Here is a 12,206-nt window from a genome sequence, read left to right as displayed (position 1 = left end):
TTCCTTAAAATCGATCATCCAGTGTTTTTTGCAGAAATGTGTTGCGCATGGGGTGGCATGCACAGTGATGCGACGAGAGCGAAAAAGCCTGCGGGCTGACAGTCACGTGGCTTTGGTGCTTGCGGCCGGAGGGCTTTGCGCTGCCGTGGTCGCGCTCCTGCTGTCGCGGCTCGATGTCAGCGCCGAAGTGCTGAAACTCTGCCTGCAGATATCGGTGCCGGTCGCCGCCGTTGCGCTGATTCTCGCCGCCCTGTTCATTTACCGGATACTGGACGACCGCCGGCAGATCGCCGAAAGCGAGCAGCGTTTCCGCCGCGCCATGGAGGATTCGGCGATCGGCATCGCCATTGTCGGCCTCGACGGCCGCATCCATGAAACCAACCCGGCCTTCGCCGCCATGCTCGGCTATAGCAAGCAGGAGATCGAGGCGCTGACCTTCTTTCAGATCACCCATCCCGACGATGTGCAGATCGGCCGTGAGACGATGGACGGCATGCGGGCGGGCACCGTCAACGCCTTCCACTTCGAAAAGCGCTACCTCAGGAAGGACGGCACGCCGGTATGGGCCCATCTTGCCGGTTCCGTCATTCGCGACGAGAAGAGCGGGAGCCCGCTCTACCTGGTCTCCCAGATCGAGGATATCGATGCGCGCAAGCAATCCGAGGCGCGCATAGCCGAAGCCGAAACGCGCTGGAATTTTGCCCTGGCCAGCGCCGGACAAGGCGTCTGGGATCTTGATATGCGGAAGGGCGGCACCACCTACTCCGCCACCTGGGTGAAGATGCTGGGCTATGCCGATGGCGAACTGGACGGCGACCCCGACCGCTGGCTGGCGATGATCCACCCCGACGATCGCGAAAACGTCGCCGAAGCCGATCGTGCCCATCTGGAGGGCAGGACACCGTTCTTCGAAGCCGAGTTCCGGATGCGCCACAAGGATGGCCACTGGGTCTGGATCCTCGACCGCGGCAAGACGCTCGAACGCGACAAGGACGGACGGCTGGTCAGGGCCATCGGCAGCCTGACCGATATCACCCAGCGCAAGCAAACCGAGGAAAGCCTCATCGTATCGGCGGCAATGCTGGCCGACGAGAAGGAGCGGCTGAGGGTGACGCTGCAGTCGATCGGCGACGCCGTCATCTGCACCGATGCCGCCAACCGCATCACCTTCATGAACCCGGTCGCCGAAAAGCTCACCGGCGTTGTTGGCGCGGAGGCGCTCGGCAAGACGCTTGGCCATGTCTACTGGGCGGTGGACGAAGAAACCGGGCAAAGGATCGGCATGACGCGGCCGGCGCTCGGCAGCGCCAGCCCTGCCGACCAGAACAGTCGCGCCGTCCTCATCCGTCGCGACGACACACGCTGCAGCATCCGCCAGGTGGTGTCGCCGATCATGAACGACCGCCAGGAGTTCTGCGGTCTTGTCATCGTCTTCCAGGACTTCACCGATGCGCGCGCCTTGCAGCGCCAGCTCGCCTATGCCGCCGCGCATGATGCGCTGACCGGCCTTGCCAACCGTTCGAGCTTTATCCGCACCATGGAGGAACTGGTCGACCGGAGCCGCAAGGCCGGCACAGCCAGGTCGGCGGGCGAACATCATTTCATGTTCATCGATCTGGACCATTTCAAGCTGGTCAACGACACTGGCGGGCACGCCGCCGGCGACGCCTTGCTGAAGCGGGTTGCCGAGGCCATTCGCGGTGCGCTTGGGCCGGAGGATATCGTGGCCCGCCTCGGCGGCGACGAATTCGCGGTCATCCTGAAAGCCGGGCCGAGCGCCGGCGCCAGGATTGCCGCACGCTCTGTCATCGACGCCATCCGCGGCCTGCAGTTCAGCTGGGACGGCCGGCCGCATGCGATCGATGCCAGCATCGGGCTGGCGCCAATCCACAGCAACAGCGGTGAAGTCGACGAGATCATCGCCCGGGCCGATGCTGCCTGCTATGCGGCCAAGGCCGCCGGCCGCGGCTGTGTTTCCGTGGCGCCTGACGATACCGGGTCAAGAGGCCAAGCAGAGCCGCCGCTTGCAGCGGCGTCCTGAGGGAGCACGGAACTTTCGTTCTGGTGGTTAGCGCGTCGGAACCGGATGCTCGCCGCGATAGTCGTAGAAGCCGCGCCCGGTCTTGCGGCCGAGCCAGCCGGCCTCGACATATTTCACCAGCAGCGGGCAGGGGCGATATTTCGAATCCGACAGGCCGTCATGCAGCACCTGCATAATCGACAGGCAGGTGTCGAGGCCGATGAAATCGGCGAGCTGCAGCGGTCCCATCGGATGGTTGGCGCCGAGCCGCATGGCGGTGTCGATGGCATCGACCGAGCCGACCCCCTCATAGAGCGTGTAGATCGCCTCGTTGATCATCGGCAACAGAATGCGGTTGACGATGAAGGCCGGAAAATCTTCAGAGACGGTGATGGTCTTGTCGAGCTGTTTCACATAGGCCTTGGCCGCCTCGAAGGTCTGATCCTCGGTAGCGATGCCGCGCACCAGTTCGACCAGCTTCATCAGCGGCACGGGGTTCATGAAATGTATGCCGATGAAACGCTCAGGACGGTCGGTCTGCGCGGCAAGCCGGGTGATCGAAATCGACGAGGTGTTGGTCGCCAGAATGGCTTCCGGGTTGAGCTGGGGACAGAGCTGCGCGTAAATCTTGCGCTTGACCGTCTCGTCCTCGGTCGCCGCCTCGATAACCAGATCGGCACCGGCGAGATCAGCCATGGTGGGGGCTGCGGAAATGCGCGCCATCGCTTCGTTACGCAGCTTTTCCTCAAGCTTGCCGGAGCCGACCTGGCGGGCCATGTTGCCGCTGACCGTGGCAATGCCCTTCTCGATACGGTCGGGCGAGACGTCGTAGATCAGCACCTTGAAACCCGAAAGTGCTGATACATGCGCGATGCCGCCGCCCATCTGGCCGGCGCCGATGATGCCGATCGTCTCGATCTTGGCCATTTGCAGCGATCCCGTCGAAAAGGCCTTTGCGGCCTGCTTTTTGTGCAGTGCAAACTAAAAGGGTGGGGCAGCTTCGTCTACCCCACCCTTTCACAATTTAATACGCTTTGGCAGAAAGCGTCAAAGCGCCTTTTGCAGTTCCGGCAGGATGACGAACAGGTCGCCGACCAGGCCATAATCGGCAACCTGGAAGATCGGCGCCTCTTCGTCCTTGTTGATGGCGACGATGACCTTCGAATCCTTCATGCCGGCAAGGTGCTGGATGGCGCCGGAAATGCCGACGGCAATATAGAGGTCAGGCGCCACGACCTTGCCGGTCTGGCCGACCTGCCAGTCATTCGGGGCGTAGCCGGCGTCGACGGCAGCGCGCGAGGCGCCGACGGCTGCACCGAGCTTGTCGGCGACCGGCAGGATGACTTCCTGGAACTTTTCCGAGGAACCGAGCGCGCGGCCGCCCGAAATGATGATCTTGGCCGAGGTCAGCTCCGGACGGTCGGTTTCCGAGAGTTTGTTCTCGACGAAAGTGGAGAGGCCGGGATTGGCCGCGGCCTTGACCGTCTCGACAGCTGCCGAGCCGCCCTCGGGGGCAGCCTGGAAGGAGGCGGTGCGCACAGTGATGACCCTCTTGGCGTCGGTAGACTGCACCGTCTGGATCGCATTGCCAGCATAGATCGGCCGCTTGAACGTGTCTGGTGAAACCACTTCGATGATCTCGGAGACTTGCGCGACATCGAGCAGGGCCGCCACGCGCGGCGCGACGTTCTTGCCCGACGAGGTCGCCGGCCCGATTATGGTGTCGTAGGCGCCGGCCAGCGAGACAACGAGTGCGGCGAGCGGTTCGGCGAGGCGCTCGGCCAGTTCGTCGGCCTCGGCCAGCAGCACCTTGCTCACGCCCTTGAGCTTGGCGGCGGCGTCGGCAGCGCCTTTGGCGCCTTTGCCGGCGACCAGCACATGCACGTCCGAACCGATCTGCAGCGCCGCCGAGAGCGCTTTGGCGGTCTGGTCGGAAAGAGTTGCGTTGTCGTGTTCTGCGATGAGGAGAATGGTCATTTTATCTGTTCCTTCCAGTCTCAGAGCACGCCGGCTTCGTTCTTCAGCTTGTCGACCAGTTCGGCGACGCTCTTGACCTTCACGCCCGCCTTGCGGCCGCTGGGCTCCTCGGTCTTGAGCACCTTCAGGCGCGGCTTGACGTCGGCGCCGTAATCGGCCGGGCTCTTTTCGTCGAGCGGCTTCTTCTTGGCCTTCATGATGTTGGGCAGCGAGGCGTAGCGCGGCTGGTTGAGGCGAAGATCGGCGGTGATGATCGCCGGCATCTTCAGTTCCACCGTCTGCAGGCCGCCATCGACTTCGCGCGTCACCTTGGCCTTGTCGCCGTCGAGCACGACCTTGGAGGCGAAAGTGCCCTGTGCCCAGCCGAGCAGGGCGGCCAGCATCTGGCCGGTCTGGTTCGAGTCATCATCGATCGCCTGCTTGCCGAGGATCACGAGGCCGGGCTGCTCGGCGTCGACGACGCCCTTCAGCACCTTGGCGACGCCGAGCGGCTCGGTCTGTTCATCTGTCTTGACCAGGATGGCGCGGTCGGCGCCCATGGCGAGCGCGGTGCGGAGCGTTTCCTGCGCCTGCTGCGGGCCGATCGAAACGACGATGATCTCTTCGGCCTTGCCGGCTTCCTTCAGCCGGAGTGCCTCTTCCACCGCGATCTCGTCGAACGGGTTCATCGCCATCTTGACATTGGCGAGTTCAACCGCCGAACCATCAGCCTTGACGCGAACCTTGACGTTCGCATCCACAACCCGCTTCACGGGCACAAGGATCTTCATTTGCCTGTCACCTCTCCTGAGATATCCGGGCGCGCTATAGCAGCGTGCGCCTCCGCAGAGTTGTCGAAAGCCGACATTCCTGACTGAATTCCGGCCAAACGGAATCCTGGCCGGACGAATTCTGGTCTTCTGCCGCCTAGCGGTGGCGCTCTCCGTAGTTGTGGCGACGCAACACGTCAATATGCCACGGCAGCGGCCAAACCACTCAAATCGGTTCAGTTGTGACCGGAAGCGCCACCCCGGCCCCAACGCGTCTCAGGTTGCACGGGAGCCGGACCGGCTGGCGCCGGCCCAATAGAAGCGGCTGGCTGATCGGCGGGTTCCGGCTCGCCGTCGTCACCGGCGAGCAGCGGCACGCCGCGGCTGCGCATGATGAGCACCAGCACGCCACCGGCAATGATGCCGCCAATGTGGCAGGCCCAGGATATCTGGTTTTCGCCGCCGGCGGCAAACATCACCACCTGGAAGCCGATCCACAGGATCAGCGGGATGAAGGCCGGGATACGCAGCGGAATCCGGGCAAAGACCAGCACCCACACTTTCACCCGGGGGTAGAGGACCAGATAGGCGGCGACGACGCCGGCAATGGCGCCGGAGGCGCCGATCAGCGGAACCTCCGAACTCCAGGCGACGAGCCCCTGGAAGAAGGCGCCGGCGATGGCGCAAAGCAGGTAGAAGATGAGGTAGCGGATGTGGCCGAGTGCGTCCTCGACATTATCGCCGAACACCCACAGGAACAGCATGTTGCCGCCGAGATGAAAGATATCGGCATGCAGGAAGGCATAGGTAAGGTAACTCAGGCTCTCGGGAATGACGACGAATTGGGGCGAGAGTTCTGCCGTGTCGTGGACAACCGAAGGAATGAAGCCGAAGCCGAGCACGGCTGCGTTGTTGAAATTTTCGCCGCCGATCGTCGTGATGAGAAAGACCAACACGTTGGCCGCGATCAGGCCGATCGTCACATATTGCAGCCGGATGTGGCGCAACCTGTTGGAGTCGTAAAGCGGGATGAACATGCCCCAAGCCCTTTCCCGCCTTCGAGAAAATTCAGCGGTTCTTGCCGGGCACCCATAACACGTCGGCATTTCCGTTGTCATTGACCGCACGGGCGGCGACGAACAGAAAGTCGGAGACGCGGTTTATGTATTTCAGCCCCTCGCGATTGACATGTTCGGCCGGGTCCTGCGCCAGCGCCACCATGATCCGCTCGGCCCGTCGCGCCACGGTGCGGGCAAGATGAAGTGCTGCCGCCGCCGGCGTGCCGCCATTGAGCACGAAGGATTTGAGCGGCTGCAGATCCTTGTTGAGAAGGTCGATATCCTTTTCGACGCGGTCGGTCTGCGAGGCGATGATGCGCAGCGGCTCGTAGCCCAGCGGCTTGCCGTCGTCGGGCACGGCGAGATCGGCGCCGAGGTCGAACAAATCGTTCTGGATGCGGGACAGCATGGCGTCGATGGCGGGATAACTTGCCGCTGTGTGCAGGCGGGCGATGCCGATGCAGGCATTGGCTTCATCGACGGTGCCGTAGGCATCGACGCGCAGGTCGGATTTCAGCCTGCGTTCACTGGTGCCGAGGCCAGTGGTGCCGTCATCGCCGGTGCGGGTGTAGATCTTGTTGAGCTTGACCACGTCGCCTCCCGAACGGCCGTCACTTGCGGGTGAAGTACACCACCAGCAGGATCAGTGCCAACGCCAGCGCCTGCAACAGCACGCGCGCCTGCATCAGCTTGTTCGAGCTCACACCGGAGCCGCCGCGCATCATGTTGATGAGGCCGCGGACAAGCACGATCACCACGGCGACCATGACGAGGACGAGGAGGACTTTGATGACGGTTGCCATGATCTGTTCCCAGTTCTGTTGCGGTCAGGCGCGTCTGGCCAGAACGCGGTAGAGCATCGATGCCGGCAGGATGCGCTTGAGCATCACGCCAATCCTGGCCGGCACTGTTACCACATAGTGCGGGCGCGGGCGCCGCGACAGAAGTGCATGGCGCAAGGCCGCATAGACCACCTCCGGCCCCTTTTTCAGCCGTGATGAGCTGCCGCCGGCCCGAAGCCGCGCCAGCTGCGTGGCATAGGCGACGTGGTGGACGGAATTCTCGTGGTCGATGTTTTTCAGGAACCAGAACAGCCCGTTGCTGGCGATTTTCGAGGTCACCGGCCCCGGTTCGATCAGCGAGACATGGATGCCGCTGCCCCTGAGTTCCTGCTGCATGCACAGCATCAGGCCTTCGAGCGCGTGCTTGGAGGCTGAGTAGGCGCCGCGAAAAGGCACCGGCGCTAGCCCAAGGATCGAGGAACAATGAACGAGGCGGCCATGTCCCTGGCGACGCATTACCGGTACGATGCGTCGGGTGAGGTCGTGCCAGCCGAAGAAATTGGCCTCGAACTGCTCGCGCAATGCCGCAACCGGCAGGTCTTCCACGGCGCCGGGCTGTGCATGGGCGCCGTTGTTGAACAGGGCGTCGAGGCGTCCGCCTGTCCGCTCCAGCACCGATGCCGCAAGTGCTGCGATGGAATCCGGCTCACGGTAGTCGAGATAAAAGGCCTCGATGCCGTCGGCTTCAAGCGCGGCTATGTCATCCGGCTTGCGCGCCGTTGCAAACACGCGCCAGCCATCCGCCTTCAGCGCACGGGCGCAGTGGGCGCCTATCCCGGACGAGGCGCCGGTGACGATGATGGTGCGCAACTCTTTGGCAGGCGGGATCGTGGTTTGAGCAAGGGTTGCCATTTGCCACAATCCCTTCCCATATTCGCGGCGTCGAGACAATCGAAGGGAACGCGGCTCTTGATGCGGAATATCGTCGTGCTGCGCCGCGTGCTCTATGACGCGCTTGGCCATTTCAACACCGATGACGGCTGGGCCATGGCCAGCCATCTGGCGATCACTTCGCTGATGGCGCTGTTCCCGTTCCTGATCTTCGCCACCACGCTGGCGAGCTTCCTCGGTGCGCAGGCGTTCGCCGATACTGCCGTGCACCTGGTCTTCGACACCTGGCCCGAACAGATCGCCAAGCCTATCGCGCGCGAAGTGCTCAACGTGCTGACCGTGCGGCGCACCGACCTTTTGACCTACGGTGTGCTGCTGGCCGCCTATTTCGCCTCCAACGGCATCGAGGCGCTGCGCACCTCGCTCAACCGCGCCTACCGCGTCGCCGAAACGCGCGGTATCATCTACCGCCGGGTGCAGAGCATCATCTTCGTGCTGATCGCGACGGCCGGTTTCCTGGCGATCAGCGTGCTCCTGGTGTTCGCGCCGCTGCTCGCGCGGCTCGCCGAAGCGCATATCGAATGGATCAAGCCCTATATTGGCACGATCACGCTGTGGCGTTACGTCATCGCCTCAACCGTCATTATCGGCGGCTTGTTTGCCGTGCATTACTGGCTGCCGGCAGGCAAGCGCCGTTTCGTTTCGCTGGTGCCGGGCATCATCTTCACGCTGGCCGCGTGGCTTGTCGGCTCGACCATGTTCGCGACCTATCTCGATCACTTCTCGTCCTATGTGACGACCTATGCGGGGCTTGCCTCGATCATGATCGCCGTGGTTTTCCTCTATATGCTGTCGGCAATCTTCATCCTCGGCGGCGAACTCAACGCCGCGATCAGCCGCTTTCTCGAAGCGCGCGCACGTGTCGGCAGCTAGGTTTTGGCTGGCCGAGCCGTGGCCAGCCCGACGCCGAGCGTCGCGATTGCCATGCCGACGATCTGCACGAGGCTGAGCCGTTCGCCGAACAGCGCCCAGGCGATGACAGCGGTGACGACCGGCACCAGGTAGAACAGCGACGCGACCTTCGACATCTCGCCGTCGCGGATCATCACCATCAGCAAGAAGATGGCGCCGATCGACAGCACCAGGACCAGCCAGGCCATGGCGAAGATCAGTTCGCCGTTGATGATCACCGTGTGGGTCTCAAGGGCCAGCGAAGCCAGGATCATCAGCGAGCCGCCGCCGATATATTGCCACATCGTCGCCGCCACCAGGTCGCCACCCGAGGCATAGCGCTTCTGCCAGATGGTCCCGGCGCTCATGCCCAGCACCGAGACCAGCGACGCCGACAGGGTTTCGGGCGTAACGCCGCCGCCGAGAGCGCCGAGCTTCGGCCACAGCACGATGATCACCCCCACAAGGCCGACGGCAAGGCCGGCCCAGTGGCGCGGCAGGATGGCCTCGCCGAGGAACCGGCCGGCAAGCACGGCCGTGATCAGCGGTTGCAGGCCGACGATCAGCGCCGAAAGCCCGGCGGGCATGCCCCTGTGGATCGCCCAGAACACCGCGCCGAGATAGATGCCATGCATGAGGATGCCAGAGACCGTGGCGTGAAGCGCTTCTACCCTTGTGGCTCGCTTCGAGCCAAGCACGAGCATCAGGCCGGCGAGCAGCAAGGCGGCGATGACAAAGCGGGCCGCCAGAAAGGTGAAGGGCTCCGCCCAGGGCATGGCGTAGCGCGCGCCTATGAAACCTGTCGCCCACAGGACGACAAACGAGGCGGGGATGAACCGCTTGAGACTGTGCATTTCGGGGAAGCCGTTTCCGGTGGAGAGGTCCGATTCGGTGAAGAGACAAATACGGCAATTGCTCTAATGCGGTTCAATCCGGCAAGCAAAGTGAAACAATTGGTACATAAGCTCATCCTGATGTAGGAGGTGGCCGAATTCAAAGGGCGGCGTCAGGGCAATCGACTTCTGTCGATCGATCCGGCGACATGGCGTTTCGGCTTCGACAGGGAGCGCGCATGCTGTTGCATCTCGATACAAGCTGGCTGTTGATGACGGTGGCCAGTGTGGCCGTGTTCGGCTTCTTCTTCGGCTCAGCGCTCGACGCCATCATGCAGGAGGACGGTTTTGGGTCGACCGGCAACACGCTGCTGTTCACGCTCGGCTTTTTCGCCGCGGTCATGGCCGCGAACGAACATGGCATCGTCCTGAGAGATCTGAAGCTCGCGGTTGCCTGGGGACTGGGCGGCGCCTTCGCGTTTATCGGCGCGTTGGCGCTGCTCAAGGCGGGGCTGGCCCGGCTTTAGTCATAGCCCGACCAGCCGCCTGACATCGTCCGGCGACATGCCTGCCTGCCTCAGCGCGGCAAGGCCGGTATCAGCAAAACTCTTCGACAGTTTGCGCCCATCCGGTCCGAGTATGAGACGGTGGTGGAAATACTGCGGCTGGCCGAGGCCGAGCAATTCCTGCAGCAGGCGCTGGATGCCGGTCGCGGAATAGAGGTCGCGGCCACGCACGACATGGCTCACACCTTGCAGGGCGTCGTCGACGACGACGGCCAGGTGATAGCTGGTCCGTATGTCGCGGCGCGCCAGAATGACGTCGCCCCAGTCCTGCGGACGCGCCTCGACGCGCTGCGTCGCCGAAAGCGTCTCGTTGGTGAATTCGCGCCAGGACAAATCCGTGCCGACGCGCGCCAGCGCTGCATCAATGTCGAGGCGCCAGGCGAAGGGCGCATTTTCGGCGATGCGGCGGTTGCGTTCGCTGACCGGCAGCGCCTTGTCGGCGGCGGGATAAAGCGGCACGCCGTCCGGGTCGCGCGGCCAGCCGCGGCCGCGCTTTTCGCTGTCGGCGATGAAGGCCCTGATCTCGCCACGGCTCATAAAGGCAGGGTAGACGAGTTCTTCGCGGACCAGCCGGTCGAGCACGGCCTGATAGTCGGAGAAATGCTCGGCCTGGCGCCGCACCGGCTGTTCCCATTCGAGACCTAACCATTCGAGGTCGCGAAAGATGCCGGCCTCGAATTCAGGCGTGCAGCGGATCGTGTCGATGTCCTCGATGCGCAGCAGCAGGCGGCCGCCGGCCGCACGCGCCAGTTGCTGGTTGAGCAGTGCCGAATAGGCATGGCCGAGATGCAGTTCGCCATTCGGGCTCGGCGCGAAGCGGAATGTCAGGAGCGTCATCTCACAAGCGGCAATCGGGTTGTGCAGCGGTTTTGCCAATTGCTACCGTGAGGTCGGTTCAGGAACAAGAAAACATGCAACGCATCGCGACACTGGACGATATTGCGCGCGGGCTGGATGCGCTTTGCGCAATCGATCCGCGCCTGGAAAAGGTGCGCGGCATGGCCGGCGAGGTGCCGCTGCGGCTGTCGGAGCCCGGCTTTCGAAGCCTGGCCTCCATTATCGTTTCGCAACAAGTATCCCGTGCGAGCGCCGATGCCATTTTCGGCCGGCTGGTGAAACTGGTCGATCCGCTAACGCCGCAGGCGATCCTTGCCGCCGGCGAGGACATGTTTCGCGAGGCCGGGCTGTCGCGGCCGAAGCAGCGCGGTCTGATCGCGGTTGCGCAGGCTGTGGTTGAGGGGCTCGACCTGCATCACCTCTGTTCGCTCGACGCCGAAGAGGCGATCGCGGCTATGATCGCGGTGCCGGGCATCGGCCCGTGGACGGCGGAAGTCTATCTCCTGTTTGCCGCCGGCCACCCCGATATTTTCCCCGCTCGCGACGTCGCGCTGCAAAGCGCGGTCGGCCACGCGTTGGGCATCGAACCGCGTCCGCCGGAGAAAACGCTCATCGCCCTGGCCGAATCATGGAGCCCGTGGCGAGGTGTCGCATCGCGGCTTTTCTGGTCCTATTATCGCGAAACCAGGGGCAGGGACGCAGCACCCCCCGCCTGAATCGGCAAAAAAGCGTTAAAATCCTGCATTTTTGCCGCTTTTGACGAGTGACAATCCGCTTCACATCCCTGTCATGTCGGGCTTACAGTATCCGCGCCGATCGGTTCTAGAATGAGGAGGTCAACAAGGTGACGGTTGCCGTATCTCCGGATGGGCTTCCTGCGCTGGTGCTGAATGCGGATTACCGTCCGCTCAGCTATTACCCCTTGTCGCTCTGGTCCTGGCAGGACGCCATCAAGGCGGTGTTCCTCGACCGGGTCAACATCGTCGCCGAATACGAGCATGCGGTGTCTTCGCCGACCTTTTCGATGAAGCTGCCCAGCGTCGTCAGCCTGAAGGCCTATGTGAAGCCGTCGAGGCACCCGGCATTCACCCGCTTCAACGTGTTCCTGCGCGACCGCTTCCAGTGCCAGTATTGCGGCACGCCCGAGGATCTGACCTTCGACCACGTCATCCCGCGCCATCGCGGCGGGGCGACGACGTGGGAGAATGTCGTGGCCGCCTGTTCACCCTGCAATCTGAGGAAGGGCGGCATGATGCCGGCGCACGCCAAGATGTGGCCGCTGCAGAAGCCCTACCAGCCGACCGTGCACGACCTGCACAACAATGGCCGGCTGTTCCCGCCCAACCATCTGCATGAAAGCTGGATGGATTATCTCTACTGGGATGTGGAGTTGGAGCCATAGGGATTGGCCCGATCGGCCTTGCCAGGGCAATCGCCGATGTCAGGTGCTGCCCCTCATCCGGCTGCCGCCACCTTCTCCCCGTATTGTGACGGGGAGAAGGGAATTGGCTGCAAATCTGGCGCCCTTTTTTCAGCGTTCGG

At 63.2% G+C, this 12,206-nt stretch carries 14 protein-coding genes; 5 read left to right on the top strand and 9 right to left on the bottom strand.

Annotation, left to right across the window (positions count from 1 at the left end):
• Positions 1-106 precede the first annotated feature (106 nt).
• Positions 107-2,041, top strand: coding sequence for a PAS domain S-box protein (locus NKI64_RS01205; protein WP_050587141.1), 1,935 nt, complete (start codon positions 107-109; stop codon positions 2,039-2,041).
• 27 nt (positions 2,042-2,068) lie between these two features.
• On the opposite strand, the gene NKI64_RS01200 is transcribed toward NKI64_RS01205, so the two are convergent.
• From NKI64_RS01200 to NKI64_RS01170, 7 genes are all read right to left on the bottom strand, one after another.
• Positions 2,069-2,947 carry a 3-hydroxybutyryl-CoA dehydrogenase gene (locus NKI64_RS01200; RefSeq protein ID WP_023671668.1) on the bottom strand — a complete coding sequence of 293 codons (879 nt, stop codon included), beginning with the start codon at positions 2,945-2,947 and terminating at the stop codon, positions 2,069-2,071.
• Between the two features lie 120 nt (positions 2,948-3,067).
• Positions 3,068-3,997: an electron transfer flavoprotein subunit alpha/FixB family protein gene (locus NKI64_RS01195; protein ID WP_023671669.1), complete on the bottom strand. Its 930-nt coding sequence runs from the start codon at positions 3,995-3,997 to the stop codon at positions 3,068-3,070.
• 20 nt (positions 3,998-4,017) lie between these two features.
• The gene (locus NKI64_RS01190; protein WP_023671670.1) at positions 4,018-4,767 is read right to left on the bottom strand and encodes an electron transfer flavoprotein subunit beta/FixA family protein; all 750 of its coding nucleotides are present in this window, start codon (positions 4,765-4,767) and stop codon (positions 4,018-4,020) included.
• A gap of 215 nt (positions 4,768-4,982) precedes the next feature.
• Positions 4,983-5,783, bottom strand: coding sequence for a rhomboid family intramembrane serine protease (locus NKI64_RS01185; RefSeq protein ID WP_023671671.1), 801 nt, complete (start codon positions 5,781-5,783; stop codon positions 4,983-4,985).
• A 31-nt stretch (positions 5,784-5,814) separates the two neighbouring features.
• The gene (locus NKI64_RS01180; RefSeq protein WP_023698700.1) at positions 5,815-6,396 is read right to left on the bottom strand and encodes a cob(I)yrinic acid a,c-diamide adenosyltransferase; all 582 of its coding nucleotides are present in this window, start codon (positions 6,394-6,396) and stop codon (positions 5,815-5,817) included.
• Positions 6,397-6,415: 19 nt separating this feature from the next.
• Complete coding sequence (locus NKI64_RS01175) at positions 6,416-6,607, bottom strand: twin transmembrane helix small protein (RefSeq protein ID WP_023671673.1); 192 nt, start codon at positions 6,605-6,607, stop codon at positions 6,416-6,418.
• Positions 6,608-6,631: 24 nt separating this feature from the next.
• Complete coding sequence (locus tag NKI64_RS01170; RefSeq protein ID WP_352666235.1) at positions 6,632-7,498, bottom strand: SDR family oxidoreductase; 867 nt, start codon at positions 7,496-7,498, stop codon at positions 6,632-6,634.
• 60 nt (positions 7,499-7,558) lie between these two features.
• On the opposite strand from NKI64_RS01170, the gene NKI64_RS01165 reads away from it, so the two are divergent.
• Positions 7,559-8,410 carry a YihY/virulence factor BrkB family protein gene (locus NKI64_RS01165; RefSeq protein ID WP_352666233.1) on the top strand — a complete coding sequence of 284 codons (852 nt, stop codon included), beginning with the start codon at positions 7,559-7,561 and terminating at the stop codon, positions 8,408-8,410.
• Here NKI64_RS01165 and NKI64_RS01160 read toward each other — a convergent pair.
• Positions 8,407-9,282, bottom strand: a complete 876-nt coding sequence (locus NKI64_RS01160) for a DMT family transporter (RefSeq protein ID WP_031193215.1) — start codon at positions 9,280-9,282, stop codon at positions 8,407-8,409. The genes NKI64_RS01165 and NKI64_RS01160 overlap by 4 nt on opposite strands.
• Positions 9,283-9,500: 218 nt before the next feature.
• Here NKI64_RS01160 and NKI64_RS01155 point away from each other — a divergent pair, with 218 nt between their 5' ends.
• Positions 9,501-9,788, top strand: a complete 288-nt coding sequence (locus tag NKI64_RS01155; protein WP_023671677.1) for a hypothetical protein — start codon at positions 9,501-9,503, stop codon at positions 9,786-9,788.
• Here NKI64_RS01155 and gluQRS read toward each other — a convergent pair whose 3' ends face one another.
• Positions 9,789-10,664: a tRNA glutamyl-Q(34) synthetase GluQRS gene (gene gluQRS, locus NKI64_RS01150; protein ID WP_352666231.1), complete on the bottom strand. Its 876-nt coding sequence runs from the start codon at positions 10,662-10,664 to the stop codon at positions 9,789-9,791. It lies immediately after the preceding gene.
• A 74-nt stretch (positions 10,665-10,738) separates the two neighbouring features.
• Between gluQRS and NKI64_RS01145 the strand changes: the two genes are divergently transcribed.
• Together NKI64_RS01145 and NKI64_RS01140 are read left to right on the top strand one after the other, a co-directional pair.
• On the top strand, positions 10,739-11,380 hold the full coding sequence (locus NKI64_RS01145; RefSeq protein ID WP_023685318.1) for a DNA-3-methyladenine glycosylase family protein: 642 nt from the start codon (positions 10,739-10,741) through the stop codon (positions 11,378-11,380).
• A gap of 128 nt (positions 11,381-11,508) precedes the next feature.
• Positions 11,509-12,066 carry an HNH endonuclease gene (locus NKI64_RS01140; RefSeq protein WP_008874122.1) on the top strand — a complete coding sequence of 186 codons (558 nt, stop codon included), beginning with the start codon at positions 11,509-11,511 and terminating at the stop codon, positions 12,064-12,066.
• The last annotated feature ends 140 nt before the right edge of the window (positions 12,067-12,206 follow it).

This window comes from Mesorhizobium sp. M0478, assembly GCF_040321305.1.
Classification (GTDB): domain Bacteria; phylum Pseudomonadota; class Alphaproteobacteria; order Rhizobiales; family Rhizobiaceae; genus Mesorhizobium.
Note: the sequence above shows the minus strand (reverse complement) of the source record. Positions and strands in the feature narration are given on the sequence as shown.

Excerpts from the sequence above, each read along its gene's own strand:
- NKI64_RS01200 (WP_023671668.1), bottom strand. The coding sequence starts at position 2,947 with ATGGCCAAGATCGAGACGATCGGCATCATCGGCGCCGGCCAGATGGGC.
- NKI64_RS01195 (WP_023671669.1), bottom strand. The coding sequence starts at position 3,997 with ATGACCATTCTCCTCATCGCAGAACACGACAACGCAACTCTTTCCGAC.
- NKI64_RS01190 (WP_023671670.1), bottom strand. The coding sequence starts at position 4,767 with ATGAAGATCCTTGTGCCCGTGAAGCGGGTTGTGGATGCGAACGTCAAG.
- NKI64_RS01185 (WP_023671671.1), bottom strand. The coding sequence starts at position 5,783 with ATGTTCATCCCGCTTTACGACTCCAACAGGTTGCGCCACATCCGGCTG.
- NKI64_RS01175 (WP_023671673.1), bottom strand. The coding sequence starts at position 6,607 with ATGGCAACCGTCATCAAAGTCCTCCTCGTCCTCGTCATGGTCGCCGTG.
- NKI64_RS01170 (WP_352666235.1), bottom strand. The coding sequence starts at position 7,498 with ATGGCAACCCTTGCTCAAACCACGATCCCGCCTGCCAAAGAGTTGCGC.
- NKI64_RS01165 (WP_352666233.1), top strand. The coding sequence starts at position 7,559 with ATGCGGAATATCGTCGTGCTGCGCCGCGTGCTCTATGACGCGCTTGGC.
- NKI64_RS01160 (WP_031193215.1), bottom strand. The coding sequence starts at position 9,282 with ATGCACAGTCTCAAGCGGTTCATCCCCGCCTCGTTTGTCGTCCTGTGG.
- NKI64_RS01155 (WP_023671677.1), top strand. The coding sequence starts at position 9,501 with ATGCTGTTGCATCTCGATACAAGCTGGCTGTTGATGACGGTGGCCAGT.
- gluQRS (WP_352666231.1), bottom strand. The coding sequence starts at position 10,664 with ATGACGCTCCTGACATTCCGCTTCGCGCCGAGCCCGAATGGCGAACTG.
- NKI64_RS01145 (WP_023685318.1), top strand. The coding sequence starts at position 10,739 with ATGCAACGCATCGCGACACTGGACGATATTGCGCGCGGGCTGGATGCG.